Here is a 13,219-nt window from a genome sequence, read left to right as displayed (position 1 = left end):
CAATGTTCACAGCACACTTCACGAAGGGCCGTGTCGCGCTCAGCGCACTCGCGGTCGGTGCCGTCGTGGCACTGGCAGGGTGTTCCTCGAGCGATCCGCTCGCTGAGGGATCGGGTGCGACGGCGGGCGGCGACACCATCGTCGTCGGATCGCAGGACTACTACTCGAACGAGATCCTCGCCGAGATCTACGCGCAGGCGCTCGAGAACGACGGCTTCACCGTCGACCGACAGCTGCGCATCGGCCAGCGCGAGATCTACCTGCCCGAGATCGAGAGCGGATCCATCGACGTCTTCCCCGAGTACGACGGGAGCCTCCTGCAGGCGCTCCAGCCCGACGCGACCGCGACCACTGCCGACGCTGTGTACTCGGCGCTCGGCGAGGCTCTGCCCGACGGCCTCCGCGCGCTCGATGCGGCGGGCGCGAGCGACCAGAACTCGTACACCGTGACCCGGGCCTTCGCTGATAAGTGGAAGCTGACCGATATCGCGTCGCTGAAGAACGTCACCGACCCCATCGTCGTCGGCGGCAACTCCGAGCTGCAGACGCGCCCCTACGGGCCCGAGACCCTGAAGTCGAAGTACGGCATCACGACGACCTTCCAGGCGATCGAGGACAGCGGCGGATCGACGACGGTCGATGCGCTCACGAGCAACCAGATCCAGTTGGCGAACATCTACACCGCCGACCCCAACATTCAGAAGAACGATCTCGTCGCGCTCCAGGACCCGGACGGCCTGTTCGTCGCCGACAACGTCGTCCCCATCGTGTCGAGCAAGATCACCGATGACGCCGCCACAGTGCTGAACGCGGTCAGCGCCAAGCTCACGGCGGACGATCTGGTCTCGCTCAATTCCGAGAGCGTCAACGACCAGAAGTCGGCCTCGACCATCGCGGGCGAGTGGTTGAAGTCGGCGGGTCTCGTCGGCTGATCCTCCGCGGGTCGTCTCGGAGGCGCGTCACTCGTCGAGGTGACGCGCCTCCGCTTTGCTCAGGAGCTTCTTGCCGAGCAGCACGAGTAGAACGAACGCGACGATTACGCCGACGAACACATAGCCGGCTCCGTGCAGGCTCTCGGAGAGCTCGCGGTAGCTCCCGGCCGCCGCCGTGCCGACGCCCACATAGGCGGAGGACCAGAGCACGCAGGCCGGGACCGTCCACGCCATGAAGGTGCGGTAGCGCATACCGCTCATCCCCACCGTCAGGGGGATCAGCGAGTGCAGCACAGGCAGGAAGCGCGAGAGGAACACCGCGATCCCGCCGCGCCGAGCAAGATAACGCTCGGCGCGCAGCCAGTTCTTCTCGCCGAGGCGGCGACCGAGGCGGGACGCACGGATCCTCGGCCCGAACCAGCGCCCCAGGTAGAAGCCGAGCGATTCGCCACACAGCGCGCCGACCACCACGGTGACCGCGAGGGCAACGAACTGCAGCGGACTGGTGACGCCGGTGGCACTGACGATGACGATCGTGTCCCCGGGCACGATCAACCCGGCGAGGATGGTCGTCTCGAAGAAGATGGCGAGCCCGGCCAGCAGCGTGCGCCACACGGGCGGCACGCTCACGACCAGGTCGAGGATGCCGCTGAGGGTGTCGTTCACCGGAGGCTCCGGGGGCGGGAGGGGGTGCTCAGCATGGCTTGATCGTAGGGGCGCACGGCTGGGCGTCAGCCGCCTCCGCGCCTGCTTCCGCGCCGCGAGTGCGCGAAAGACGCGGTCGTTGGCGGCGAGCACCACCGGGCTGGAGGCTCAGATCCCCGGCGGGGGGAGGACAGTGACCGATCTCCGCAGCGGTGGCGGATCGAGGACTCGTATCCCCGCCTGCGCACACGCGGTGATCCCGTCGATCTCTCTCGATCGGTCAACCCGCAGCTCATCGTTGGTGCCTTGTCGACCGAACAGCGCCCAGGCGTTGGGGCCCGCGGCACTGGCGTACCGGGAGGAGTACCGGATGCCGTCGAAGCCTGCGTCGTGCAGCACGGCGGCCCACTCCTGAGTGATGGAGTAGTCGGTCATCGTCGTCAGCTCGCGTGTGACGCCGTACCCGTCCGCAGCGACGGACGTCACCGCTGCGTACGCCCCTCCTGTCGGGGGAAGGACCGCGGACACGCGGAAATGCACTGCCGCCTCAGGGGTGAGCACCTGGTCTGGGACGATCCTGTCGCCCAGGCTCTCCCGTACAGCCGTCCGGACATCGTCGGCGACGTAGCAGGTCCCGTCCGACCCTTTCGTGGGAAGGTCGAATCGTCCTCGGCCACTCGTGCTGAACCACCACGCCGAAAGATCCGACGCATGAGCCCGCCATGTCACCTCGGCGTCGAGAGAGACGGACGGGAACCCGCTCAGGTCCTGATCGGTCCCGGGCCTTTGCTGCGCGATGTCGGAGCGGCTCACGGCGCCCACAGCGAGCCGGCGCGGCTCGCCCGCGCAACCACCTCGGCGATCCGGCCCTGACGAAGCGCCTGCGCCGGAGTCGCACCGTCGAACTCGGGTACTGCACTGTTCAGCCAGAGCGCGTCTCCCCAGGCGTCGATCCCTCGAGGGTCCAGCGCGGCGAGAACACGGCGAAGCTGCGGAAGAGGTGCGCCCTCCCGGCCGTCGAACTGGAAAGCCGGATAGAGACGATGTCCGTCTCTGGTGCGCACGCAGAGCAGATCACCCCGTTCGGCCTGTCCATCGATCGACTGCCGAGTGATGCCCTTCCAGATCCGTAGGCCCGTCGTGTCGTAAAAGGGTCCGATTTTCTCGTCGTAGTAGTTGGCGCCCGGGACGCTCGCGAACATCTTGGAGACGACGACCTCGACACCGCCGCTCGAGTGCACGATCCGATCTAGATCCAGACCCTTCGCCTGATTGACCACGGCCTGCAGCAGAGCGCGAAGTTGCGGTTCGAGGGGGCTGGGTGTGTGAAGGTCGTCTCCAGCGCCCGCGATCGTCGTCTTCCGCGACCTCATTGCCGGGTCGGATCGAGTGGACGTTGCCTCCGCCCGAACTCGATCCACCGTCGAAAAAGAACTCCGCTTCGAGTGTGACGTGCTGAGTGCGGTCGTCTTTTTCTTGACGCCGTAGCGGCTGCGAGTCGCGGCGCTGAGTCTGCCGGTCTCCGCAGTGCCCGTCTCCGGCCCGCCGATCCTGATCTTGCGCATCGTGGTCGCTCCATCCTCGCGTCAGTTGAAGCAGTCTATCGGTGGTGATGTCGGTGGGCACTTGTGGCGTCGGGGTCGGCGCGGCTACTCCAGGTCGGCGAGGAGCACGGCACGGACTGCCTCGGAGAAGCGCGCGTAGCCCGCCTCGTCGAAGTGCAGGCCGTCGTCAACGAAGAGGGAGGAGTCGATCCTGCCGTCGGCCGTCAGGAGGGTCTGCGCGGTGGGGACGAAGGTGACCCGATCGTCGGTCTCGGCATAGGCGCTGATCGCCGTGTTCGCGGCACGGACCTCGTCGCGTACCGTCTCGCGGGCGGGAGTCTCGGCTATCTCGACATAGTAGAGAACGGCATCCGGAGCGACCTCCTCGAGGCGGTGCAGGTACTCGATGACCGCCTCGGCCGTGTCGGCGCCGGTGCGGGAATCGGCTCCACCACTGATGTCGTTGGCGCCGACGTAGACGACGACGGCACGCGGGTCGAAGGGAGCGACCATCCGATCGAGCCAGGCGAGATGATCTGCGACGGTCGTACCGCCGATCCCGATGTTGTAGGTCTCGAGCGGGCGCAGGTCTTCCTTCGAGGTCGTCCAGCGTCCGATCGTTGAGCTACCCGTGAGGACGATGCTGTGCTGCGGGAAGCCGTCGGCGAAGCGCTTGTCCAGGCCGGCGACTCGCTCGGCCATGTCGACGGAGGAAGTGGCGGCGGGGCCTGGCGGTTCTGCCTCCCCTCCGAACCGGGAGCCGAGTGCCAGGGCGGTCGCAACGGCCGCGAGGACCAGTGCCGCGGCGAGCAGGATCAGCAGGAGAAGGAGGCGGCGCTGCCCGCGGGAGCGGCCGGTCATCGGGGTCGTCGCTCGAGTCATGCGTCGATCATCGGGCATCGGCGGGGAGGGGAGAGGGTTCTCGCGGAAAGTCGGCGACGAAGGGCGCTCGGCGGGGCGCCGACGCCGCAGAGCGAGGAGCATGCGAAATATCACAGGAGATGCACAGCTGTGCAACACTTACTCATCGCCGCCGCCGCTGATGCCGCTGGCCGATTTGTGACGGACGACCCCGATGAGGACTCATGGCACGCGCACGCATCACCTGGGTGGACACCGCTAAGGGCATAGCGATCATCCTGGTCGCCCTCGCTCATTCGGTGCAGTGGACGACCGCCGCCGGTCTGGCACCCGACGCCTGGAACGACATCAACCTTCTCTTGATCACGTTCAGGATGCCGCTCTTCTTCCTCGCCTCCGGCCTGTTCGCCGGCTCCGTGCTCACGCGCTCCTGGCCCGAGCTGTGGCGGTCGCGGCTGAGCCTGCTGGTCTGGGCGTTCCTGCTCTGGTCGGTGGTGCGCTACCTCTTCTTCCTGATCGTTCCGAATCCGGGCGGGACTGACGAGTCCGACCCGGTAGCGCTCCTCCTGCAGCCCGTGATGCCGCACAACGGCCTGTGGTTCCTCTACGCGCTGACGATCTTCTTCGTGCTGGCCAAGCTCGCCCAGGATCGGATCAACTGGCGTGCGCAGATCGGGATCGCGACCGTCATCGCAGTGCTCTGGTATGCGGTTCGTTCCAGCACGTCCGAGGGAACCGGCAACATCGCCTGGGACGGCATGGCGCGCTACCTGATGTTTTTCCTCCTCGGTCTCCACCTGCGTACCGTGGTGATCGCCTTTGTCGAGCGGCGCGGGATCCTCAGCGGCCTCGGCTTTGGCGTCCTCTTCCTCGCGCTCGCCGGTGTGATCCTCGCGGTGCGTGGCCGATTTCCGCTGCTGACGATCGGCTTGGTACTGGTGAGCGTGCTCGCGGTGCTGGCCGGCCTCGTCGTCGCGCGCTTCCTCTCCGATCGGCGGGGTGCGGGTTGGATCACGTTTATCGGCCGCAATACCTTGCCGGTGTACGTGGTTCACGTGCTCGTCGTGTCGCTCGCAACGAGCGCGCTGCTGCTGTTCGACGGGCAGCGCTGGCTCGACGCGATCGGCCCGGTCGTGCCGCTGCTGGTCTGCGCGATCGGTGTGGCGGCGGCTCTGGGTTATTGGCGGCTGACCCGCGAGGTGCCGGTGCTGATGTACGGCTTCCAGGCTCCGCGCTGGTTCTCGGGCGCCCGCTCCCGCGTCACCTCGGGCTGACGTCTCCCTCCGTCCTGAGCGCTCGGATCGGGCGCGCTCGGCGAACGGATTCCCAGCGGCGAATTTCAGATGTGCGACGGGGAAGTGGCCGGGCGGATTCCTTCGCCACCGAGCGGCTTTGCACTTGCTCGGCGTCGAGAGTCCCGCTGCCGACGGCTCGACTCTCATGAGGGCTGCTCGGCAGTGATTGTGCGGGGGAGTCGCTCGACGTCGAGAGGGAGTGTCTCGACGTCGAGCGACAGGCGGATCAGCGCCTCGCTCTCCGCCGTGAGAGGCGCCCTGATGAGGGTCTCGCCGCCTGACTCCGCAGGCCCGCACATCCGCTCCAGTCCGGGGATCGAGCCCGCCAGCGCTCGAGAGTCGACCTACTCTCAGAGCCGTGAACGAGCTCCTGGATCCGCTCCTGCTGTCGAGATGGCAGTTTGGTCTGACGACGATCTACCACTTCCTCTTCGTGCCGCTGACCATCGGCATGGCACTGACTGTCGCGATCTTTCAGACCTGCTGGGTGCGTACCGGAAAGGTGCACTACCTGCAGCTGACGAAGTTCTTCGGGAAGCTCTTCCTGATCAACTTCGCGATGGGAGTGGTGACCGGCATCGTCCAGGAGTTCCAGTTCGGCATGAATTGGAGCGACTACTCCCGCTTTGTCGGTGACGTGTTCGGCGCTCCGCTCGCCTTCGAGGGATTGCTCGCCTTCTTCCTGGAAGCCACCTTTATCGGCCTGTGGATCTTCGGCTGGGACAAGTTGCCGGAGAAGCTGCACCTCGCCACGATCTGGCTCACGACTCTCGGCACCACACTCTCGGCCTATTTCATCATCGCGGCAAACGCGTTTATGCAGAATCCGGTCGGCTTTCGGATCAACGAGACCAAGGGCCGCGCCGAGCTCACCGATATTGGGGCGCTGCTGACGAACAAGGTCGCGCTCGCGGCGTTCCCGCACACAATCTTTGCCTGCTTCATGGTGTCGGCCGCCGTCATCGTCAGCGTCGCTGCGTATCACCTGTCGCGGAACCAGCACCTCGAGACCATGCGTCCGGCGCTGAAGTTTGGTGCCTGGATGATGCTGATCAGCGGCGGTCTCACCCTGGTCACCGGCGACTCGCTCGGCCTCGCGATGGTCGACACCCAGCCGATGAAGATGGCCTCGGCGGAGGCGCTTTACAGGACCTCCACCGGCGTCGACGCCTCCTTCTCGGTCTTTACCTGGGGCACCCCCGACGGCTCCAGCGAGCTGTTCTCGATCCGCATTCCCTACCTCCTCTCGTTCCTCTCGACGCACACCTTCACCGGCACGGTCGAGGGCATCACTAACCTCCAGGCGCAGTACACGCAGGTCTATGGACCGGGCGACTACACCCCGATCATCTGGGTCACCTACTGGTCATTCCGCTGGATGATGGCGCTCGGCGTCCTCGCTATCGGCGTTGCCGCAGCCGGACTCTGGTTCACCCGGAAGGGGCGCGAGCCGAAGCAGTGGATGTGGAAGATCGCGATCTGGGCGGCTCCGCTCCCGCTGATGGCGATGATCATCGGCTGGGTCTTCACCGAGATGGGTCGCCAGCCGTGGCTCGTGTTCGGGCTCTTAAAGACCGCCGACGGCGTCTCGCCCGGAGTGAGCGGGCTTGAGGTTCTGATCTCGCTGGTCGCCTTTACCGCGATCTACGGCACGCTCGCCCTGGTCGAGTTCCGCCTGATCACGCGCGCCGCACAGGCCGGCCCTGATGACGTTCCCGAGGTCGACGAGGAGAGCGGTCGCCCGCAACTCGTCGGCACGGTCTACTAGGAGGCGTTCCGCATGGATCTCGCTGTGCTCTGGTTTTGGATTGTCGCTTTCTTCTTCATCGGCTACTTCGTGCTCGACGGTTTCGACTTCGGCGTCGGCATGTCGCTTCCGTTCCTCGGGCGCGACGACACCGACCGTCGTGTGCTGATCAACACCATCGGGCCGGTCTGGGACCTCAACGAGACCTGGGTGATCGTGGCCGGAGCCGCGCTGTTCGCGGCGTTCCCTGAGTGGTACGCGACAGTGTTCAGCGGCTTCTACCTGCCGCTGCTGCTCATCCTCCTGGCGTTGATCGCGCGCGGTGTCTCGTTCGAGTACCGGCACCAGCGGCCCGAGGCCGCCTGGAAGAAGCGGTTCGACGCGATGATCGTCGTCGGTTCTGCCGTGCCCGCCTTCCTCTGGGGAGTCGCGTTCGCGAACATGGTGCAGGGCGTGCCGATGGACGCAGATCACAACTACATCGGCACCGTCGTCGACCTGCTCACCCCCTACGCCCTGCTGGGCGGCGCGACGACCCTCCTGCTCTTCTTCACCCACGGAGTGGTGTTCGTCTCGCTCAAGACCGAGGGGGAGATTCGAGAGCGAGCGCGCCGCCTCGCGACACGGGCGGGGCTGGTGACCAGCGCGGTCGCGGCCGTCTTCCTCGTGTGGACGAATCTCGGGCAGGGCAGCGCCGCCTCCTGGGCCCTCTCGATCGCGGCCGTCGTGACGCTCGTCGGCGGCTGGTTCGCGATCACGAGGGGCCGCGAGGGTCGCGCGTTCACCCTGCTCGCAGGCACGATCGCCCTGGTTGTGCTCGCCCTGTTCACCACGCTGTTCCCCGCTGTGATGCCCGCCTCGAACGTGCCCGCCTATGGGCTGACGATCGAGAACGCGTCGAGCACGCCGTATACGCTGACGGTCATGAGTTGGACCGCCCTGGTGTTCGTGCCGCTCATCGTCGGCTACCAGGCCTGGACCTACTGGATTTTCCGCACGCGCATCAGCCGAATGCACATCCCGGCTGACGCGCACTGACGTGAAGCCCCTCGACCCGCGCCTGCTCCGCTACGCCCGCGCGACCCGCGTCTTCCTGGTGCTCGGCGGTGCGCTGGCACTGGCCCGCACGCTCGTCCTCGTGGCGTTCGCGTGGCTGGTGGCGCAGCTGGTGGCGGGCGCGGTCGACGGCAGGAGTGACTCCGACCTCGCCCCGCTCCTCGCGGCGCTCCTCGGGGTGGTCGTCGCCCGCGCTGTCCTCGCCTGGGCGACCGAGGTGAACGCCATGCGGGGTGGAGTCGGCGCGAAGGCCCAGTTGCGTGCGGCGGTGCTTGCCGCTCTCGTCAAGCTCGGTCCCGCGGGTCGGCCCGAAGGGGGTTCAGGAGGAACGGTCGCGCTGCTGGGTGGCGGGCTCGACGCCCTCGACGGCTACTTTGCCCGCTACTTGCCGCAGCTGATCGCGACGGCGATCGCCACTCCGCTGCTGACACTGGTCGTCTTCCTCGCCGATCCGCTCAGCGCGCTGTTCCTCGTCGTCACCCTGCCGCTCATTCCGGTGTTCATGGTGCTCATCGGCTGGGCGACCCGGGCGGTGCAGGAGCGGCAGTGGGATCGGCTGCAGGCGCTCGCGTCGGGCTTTGTCGACATGGTCGGCGGGCTCGCGACGCTCACGATCTTCGGCAGGGCCGAGCGGCAGGCGACGCGGATCCGCGCGCTGACGGAGGACTACCGGCTGCACACGATGAAGGTGCTGCGGGTTACATTCGTCAGCGGTTTCGTGCTCGAGCTGGCGGGCTCGCTGTCGGTCGCGCTCGTCGCCGTGTCGATCGGCCTTCGGCTGGTCGATGGCTCGCTCGGGCTGGCGGTCGGGCTGTTCGTGCTCGTTCTCGCGCCGGACGTGTTCCTGCCGGTGCGGCAGGTCGGCGCCGAATTCCACGCCGCCGCCGACGGGGTGCAGGCGGCAGAGCGGGCGTTTGCCCTGATCGAGCGTGCGGCTCGGCTGCCGGAGCGGGAGACGGCGAGATCGGCGGGTGCTCTGAAGCTGCGCAGACTGACCGTCGACAACGGGCACGGCAGGGTGCTCGCTCCGGTCGATGCAGTGCTACCTGTCGGCTCGATCACGGCCGTGACGGGGCCGAGCGGATCCGGAAAGTCGACCCTCCTCGCGGCCCTCGCGGGCTTCGTGCCGTTCGACGGCGCGCTGCTGCTCGGCGGGGAGGCCGTCGGCGACCTGCGTGCCCGCCTCGCGTGGTCGGGCCAGCGTCCCGACCTGCTGCCCGGGACGGTGGGCTCGAACGTCGAGCTGGGCACGCGCTCCCCGGACCCTGAGCGCGTGTGCCGCGCCCTCGCGCTCGCCGCCGCGGACGTCGCTCCGTCGTGCCGCGTCGATGCCGAGGGTTCGGGACTCTCCGGCGGTCAGAGCGCGCGCGTCGCCGTGGCGCGGGCCGTGCACCGGCTGCTCGAGAACGGCTGCACCGTCCTCGCGCTCGACGAGCCGACAGCCGCCCTTGACGAGGAGTCGGAGCGCGCGCTGCTCGCCGGGTTGCGCACGCTCGCCGATCGCGGCGTGATCGTCGTCGTCGCCAGCCATCGGCCTGCGACGATCGCCGCGGCGGACTCCGTGCTCGTTCTCACGCCCGCGGCGGTCCTCGGATGAACCGCGCCGATGTCCTCCGCGCGGCGATTCCCGGCCCCCGCCGCTTCCTGCCCGGCCTCTCCTTCGGGTTGCTGTCCTCCGCCTCCGTCGTCGCTCTGCTGGCCTGTTCCGCCTGGTTGATCGTGCGGGCGGCGGAGCAGCCGCCGATCCTCTTCCTCTCGATGGCGGTCGTCGGCGTTCGCGCATTCGCCCTCGCCCGCGCGGTCTTCCGCTACCTGGAACGACTCGCTGGGCACGACGCCGCGTTCCGGGCGCTGGCAGACCTGCGGGTCGGCGTCTACGAGCGTCTTGTGCCCGTTGCTCCGGACGGGCTCGGCCGCGTGCGCCGCGGCGACCTGGTGTCGCGGATCGTCGCCGACGTCGATGCCCAGCAGGACGTGCCGCTGCGGATCGTGCAGCCTCTGCTCGTCTCGGCGGTTGTCGCGACGGCCTCGGTGGTCGGAGTGTGGCTACTCCTGCCCGCGATGGGAGCCGTGCTCCTGGTGCTGCTCGTCCTGGCGTTCGCGGGCGGGGCTGTCGGTGCGGGCCTGCTTTCGGCGCACGCCGACCGCGAGCTGGCTCCGCTGCGGGGAGAGCTCGCCGAGCGCCTGAATCTCGTGGTCACCCGGCTCGACGTGCTGATCGCCTTCGACGCCGCCGACGAGGCGGTCGGGAACGTGATCCGGGCCGAGGAGGCGCTCGCTCGCGCCGCGCGACGCCGGGCGGCCTCGGCCGGGCTCGCGGCGGCCGTACTGGCGCTCTGCTCGGGCGGCGCGGTCTGGGCAGGGCTGGCGCTGGGCGTGCCCGCGGTCGGCCAGCTCGGCGGGCCCGCCCTCGGCGTGATCGCGCTGGTGCCCCTCGCGGTCTTCGAGGTGCTGGCCACGGCTCCGCTGGCTGTTCAGTCGGCCCGCGCGGCGCTCTCCAGCGCCCAGAGGTTGGCGGACCTTGACCGGGAGGCGTCCTCGCCGGCGCTCGCCTCCGACGCGGACGTCGATCCGCGGGCGCGGCCGGCCGGCCATGACATCGTGCTGCGCGAGATGACCGTGAGTTGGCCCGGAGCGGCCGGCCCTGCCCTGAGCGGTGTCTCGCTGGAGTTGCCCGCCGGTGCCCGTGTCCTCCTCACGGGCGGCAGTGGATCCGGCAAGACCACGCTGGCCCATGCGCTAGTGCGCTTCCTCGCCTACTCCGGTTCCTATTCCCTGGGCGGAGTGGAGGCGCGGACGCTCCCGCAGGACGAGGTGCGCCGCGTCGTCGGCCTGGTTGAGCAGCAGCCCTACCTCTTCGACGACACGATTCGGCAGAACCTCCTTTTCGCCCGTCCCAACGCCGCCGACGCTGTCCTCGAGGACGTGCTCGCGCGGGTCGGCCTCGCCTCCTGGGTCGCCGCGCGCGGCGGGCTCGACGCACGGGTGGGCGAGCGCGGTTCTCTGGTGTCTGGCGGCCAGGCGCAACGGCTCGCTCTGGCGCGGGCCCTGCTCGCCGACTTCGATGTGCTGGTGCTGGACGAGCCGACCGCCTCGGTCGACGCCCCCTTGGCGGACGCGCTGCTCTGCGACCTGCTGCGGGCCGCGGAGGGGCGGACGGTCGTGCTGATTGCGCACCGTGTGCCTCCGGCGCTCGTGTTCGACCAGCGGATTCGCGTTGAACGGGGCACGGCGTTGACGGACGGCGGGAGCGGCGATTGGAACCGAGGCTGAGACGCGCTGACGGAGGTTGGCCGCTCCAGATCCGGCTTCTCAGCCTTGGTTGTGAAGGTCGTCCCGAGCTACCGTCGCGACGCTCTTTAGTCGCCCGCCCTCGGCGGCCCACCGGTCGAGTACCGCGTCCGCCCGCGTCCGCGCCGCGCCGGCCAGGCCCGCGAGCAGCGGGGCGATGACGTCTCGGGCCAGCGGATCGCTCAGCTCATCTACTCGCGAGTCGCGCGCGAACCCTTCGAGGCGGGTGAGGTCCAGGCCGCGCAGGAGCGCTGCGCGCGATTGCAGCAGCACCACGGCGGCCAGCCGTGGCTCGAATACCGGTGGGTTCCAGAGTTCGGTCGAGAGGGCGGTCACGTCGTCGTGGGAGAGCCCGCGAAACGTCCGCAGTGCATCCCGCACAGTGCCGCGCACCGCCCCGACCGAGGCACCGGTCGAGTCGAGACCGGCGCCCAAGCGCTCCCGAACCTCCTGAGCGCGCCAGACATCGCCCTCGTAGTCGAGGGCCGAGCGGATGAACTCGCCGGGAGCGCTCACCCCGACACTGTGCGACAGTCGGCCCGCCGTCAGCGGCTGGCCCACACGGCTCGGCGGCTGTCGTACTCGACGAGGTTGCCGTCGTCCTGCATCACGAGCTTGTACGGGCCTACGGAGGTGACGCCTGGTACGACGGTCCAGCCGGTGACCGTCTCCGTGCCCACGGAGAGCCGGCCCATGGTGTCCAGGGCGAGGAAAGCGCCGGGGCGCGTGGTTTTCGACGCCCAGATCGGACCGGACGTCCCGTAGACGACGAAATTGCCGTCGTCCTGCATCACCGCGCGGTAGACGCCGTTCGCCGAGCGGAGGAAGCTACCGGCCTCCAGGGAGTTCGCGGCGTACAGCGTCGTCGACGGGAAGGCCGCCTGGCTGGTCCAGACCACGTCGTCTTTCGTGTCCACGATGATGAGCGAGCCGGCATTGTTGATGCCGAGCCGGAGGTTCGTCCCGCGGGTGCCGGAGGACCACTTGACCGAATTGTCCGCACCGAAGACGACGGCGTTGCCGTCCTTCTGCATCGTGATGCGGTTGTCCGAGCCGCCGGTGCCGGTACCCCAGACCGCCCCTTGAGGTCCGTAGCCGACGAAGTTGCCGTCGGTCTGCATGACCGCGTGGAAGCGACCGTCAGCAGAAGTGAGCTGGTGCACGGGACGCAGCGTCTGCCCGGCGAAGAGGGTGTCCGTGACGGGCTCGGCAATGGTGCGGCGGATGCTGCTTGCCCAGGCGGGCGAGCCGTTCTCGCGATAGACGACGAGGTTGCCGTCGGCCTGGATGATGACCGAGGCGCCGGCCTCGTTCGTGGTGTTTGTGCTCCAGACGGGGCTGCCCTGTGCCGAGTAGACGACCATGTTGCCGTCGGTCTGCATGACGAGGCGGTTGCCTCGGCCCTGCGTGTCGGTCGCGAAGGTGGGGTGGCCGGTGGGGTCGTAGGTCACGGCGTTCCCGTCGCTCTGCATCTGGAACGAGTAGCCGTTCGTGCCAGAGACGATCCTCTGGCCGGCGTTGAGCTGCTCGCCGCCCACGAGGGCGTTGTAATAGCGCACGGCGGAGCGGGCGGTCTGCTGCGTGGCCGCGGGCGAGTCGCTCGCCGGGGCCAGGGCGGCAGGAGGCTCCTCGACGGAGGACAGCGGCTTCTGCGGATTCTCCGCGGCGCGGGCGGGAGTCGCGCCGAAGAGCAGGGCTCCGGTCGCGACGAGCGCGACGAGTCCGGAGGCGAAGGAGCGGGAGAGGGCGGTGTGCGTCATCGCAGGACTTTCTCGAGTGGCGGCGGAGGTATTCGATGCTTGCACGGCGCGGGCGATCCACGACGAACTCCGATGCCCTCCGTCCGGG

12 protein-coding genes are annotated in these 13,219 nt (G+C 68.5%); 6 read left to right on the top strand and 6 right to left on the bottom strand.

Annotation, left to right across the window (positions count from 1 at the left end):
- Window positions 1-2: 2 nt before the first annotated feature.
- The gene (locus HRF29_RS03165; protein ID WP_173244490.1) at window positions 3-932 is read left to right on the top strand and encodes an ABC transporter substrate-binding protein; all 930 of its coding nucleotides are present in this window, start codon (window positions 3-5) and stop codon (window positions 930-932) included.
- Between the two features lie 27 nt (window positions 933-959).
- Here the strand turns inward: HRF29_RS03165 and HRF29_RS03160 are convergent, their stop codons facing one another.
- From HRF29_RS03160 to HRF29_RS03145, 4 genes are all read right to left on the bottom strand, one after another.
- The gene (locus HRF29_RS03160) at window positions 960-1,598 is read right to left on the bottom strand and encodes a VTT domain-containing protein (protein ID WP_173244487.1); all 639 of its coding nucleotides are present in this window, start codon (window positions 1,596-1,598) and stop codon (window positions 960-962) included.
- Window positions 1,599-1,745: 147 nt separating this feature from the next.
- Complete coding sequence (locus tag HRF29_RS03155) at window positions 1,746-2,306, bottom strand: RES family NAD+ phosphorylase (RefSeq protein ID WP_343043660.1); 561 nt, start codon at window positions 2,304-2,306, stop codon at window positions 1,746-1,748.
- Window positions 2,307-2,386: 80 nt separating this feature from the next.
- Window positions 2,387-2,950 (bottom strand): hypothetical protein, encoded by a 564-nt coding sequence (locus HRF29_RS03150; RefSeq protein ID WP_173244481.1) that lies wholly within the window; start codon window positions 2,948-2,950, stop codon window positions 2,387-2,389.
- 276 nt (window positions 2,951-3,226) lie between these two features.
- Window positions 3,227-4,003, bottom strand: coding sequence for a GDSL-type esterase/lipase family protein (locus HRF29_RS03145; protein ID WP_173244478.1), 777 nt, complete (start codon window positions 4,001-4,003; stop codon window positions 3,227-3,229).
- A gap of 203 nt (window positions 4,004-4,206) precedes the next feature.
- Here HRF29_RS03145 and HRF29_RS03140 point away from each other — a divergent pair, with 203 nt between their 5' ends.
- The 5 genes from HRF29_RS03140 to cydC all read left to right on the top strand — a co-directional run bounded on the left by HRF29_RS03140 (window position 4,207) and on the right by cydC (window position 11,353).
- Window positions 4,207-5,256: an acyltransferase family protein gene (locus HRF29_RS03140; protein WP_173244475.1), complete on the top strand. Its 1,050-nt coding sequence runs from the start codon at window positions 4,207-4,209 to the stop codon at window positions 5,254-5,256.
- 379 nt (window positions 5,257-5,635) lie between these two features.
- Window positions 5,636-7,045 (top strand): cytochrome ubiquinol oxidase subunit I, encoded by a 1,410-nt coding sequence (locus HRF29_RS03135; RefSeq protein WP_173244473.1) that lies wholly within the window; start codon window positions 5,636-5,638, stop codon window positions 7,043-7,045.
- Between the two features lie 12 nt (window positions 7,046-7,057).
- On the top strand, window positions 7,058-8,062 hold the full coding sequence (gene cydB, locus HRF29_RS03130) for a cytochrome d ubiquinol oxidase subunit II (protein WP_173244470.1): 1,005 nt from the start codon (window positions 7,058-7,060) through the stop codon (window positions 8,060-8,062).
- A 1-nt stretch (window position 8,063) separates the two neighbouring features.
- The gene (gene cydD / locus HRF29_RS03125) at window positions 8,064-9,677 is read left to right on the top strand and encodes a thiol reductant ABC exporter subunit CydD (RefSeq protein ID WP_173244467.1); all 1,614 of its coding nucleotides are present in this window, start codon (window positions 8,064-8,066) and stop codon (window positions 9,675-9,677) included.
- Complete coding sequence (gene cydC, locus HRF29_RS03120) at window positions 9,674-11,353, top strand: thiol reductant ABC exporter subunit CydC (RefSeq protein ID WP_173244464.1); 1,680 nt, start codon at window positions 9,674-9,676, stop codon at window positions 11,351-11,353. Before cydD ends, cydC begins: the two co-directional genes overlap by 4 nt.
- A gap of 39 nt (window positions 11,354-11,392) precedes the next feature.
- On the opposite strand, the gene HRF29_RS03115 is transcribed toward cydC, so the two are convergent.
- On the bottom strand, window positions 11,393-11,887 hold the full coding sequence (locus HRF29_RS03115; RefSeq protein WP_173244460.1) for a DNA alkylation repair protein: 495 nt from the start codon (window positions 11,885-11,887) through the stop codon (window positions 11,393-11,395).
- Between the two features lie 29 nt (window positions 11,888-11,916).
- Window positions 11,917-13,131: a hypothetical protein gene (locus tag HRF29_RS03110; RefSeq protein WP_173244457.1), complete on the bottom strand. Its 1,215-nt coding sequence runs from the start codon at window positions 13,129-13,131 to the stop codon at window positions 11,917-11,919.
- Window positions 13,132-13,219 lie beyond the last annotated feature (88 nt).

Source organism: Rathayibacter agropyri, assembly GCF_013249015.1.
GTDB classification, from domain to species: domain Bacteria; phylum Actinomycetota; class Actinomycetes; order Actinomycetales; family Microbacteriaceae; genus Rathayibacter; species Rathayibacter agropyri.
This window is presented reverse-complemented; position numbering and strand designations above follow the sequence as displayed.

What these genes read in the sequence shown, in the direction of transcription:
- HRF29_RS03165 (WP_173244490.1), top strand. Translation starts at nt 3, where the DNA reads ATGTTCACAGCACACTTCACGAAGGGCCGTGTCGCGCTCAGCGCACTC.
- HRF29_RS03150 (WP_173244481.1), bottom strand. Translation starts at nt 2,950, where the DNA reads ATGAGGTCGCGGAAGACGACGATCGCGGGCGCTGGAGACGACCTTCAC.
- HRF29_RS03145 (WP_173244478.1), bottom strand. Translation starts at nt 4,003, where the DNA reads ATGACTCGAGCGACGACCCCGATGACCGGCCGCTCCCGCGGGCAGCGC.
- HRF29_RS03140 (WP_173244475.1), top strand. Translation starts at nt 4,207, where the DNA reads ATGGCACGCGCACGCATCACCTGGGTGGACACCGCTAAGGGCATAGCG.
- cydB (WP_173244470.1), top strand. Translation starts at nt 7,058, where the DNA reads ATGGATCTCGCTGTGCTCTGGTTTTGGATTGTCGCTTTCTTCTTCATC.
- cydC (WP_173244464.1), top strand. Translation starts at nt 9,674, where the DNA reads ATGAACCGCGCCGATGTCCTCCGCGCGGCGATTCCCGGCCCCCGCCGC.
- HRF29_RS03110 (WP_173244457.1), bottom strand. Translation starts at nt 13,131, where the DNA reads ATGACGCACACCGCCCTCTCCCGCTCCTTCGCCTCCGGACTCGTCGCG.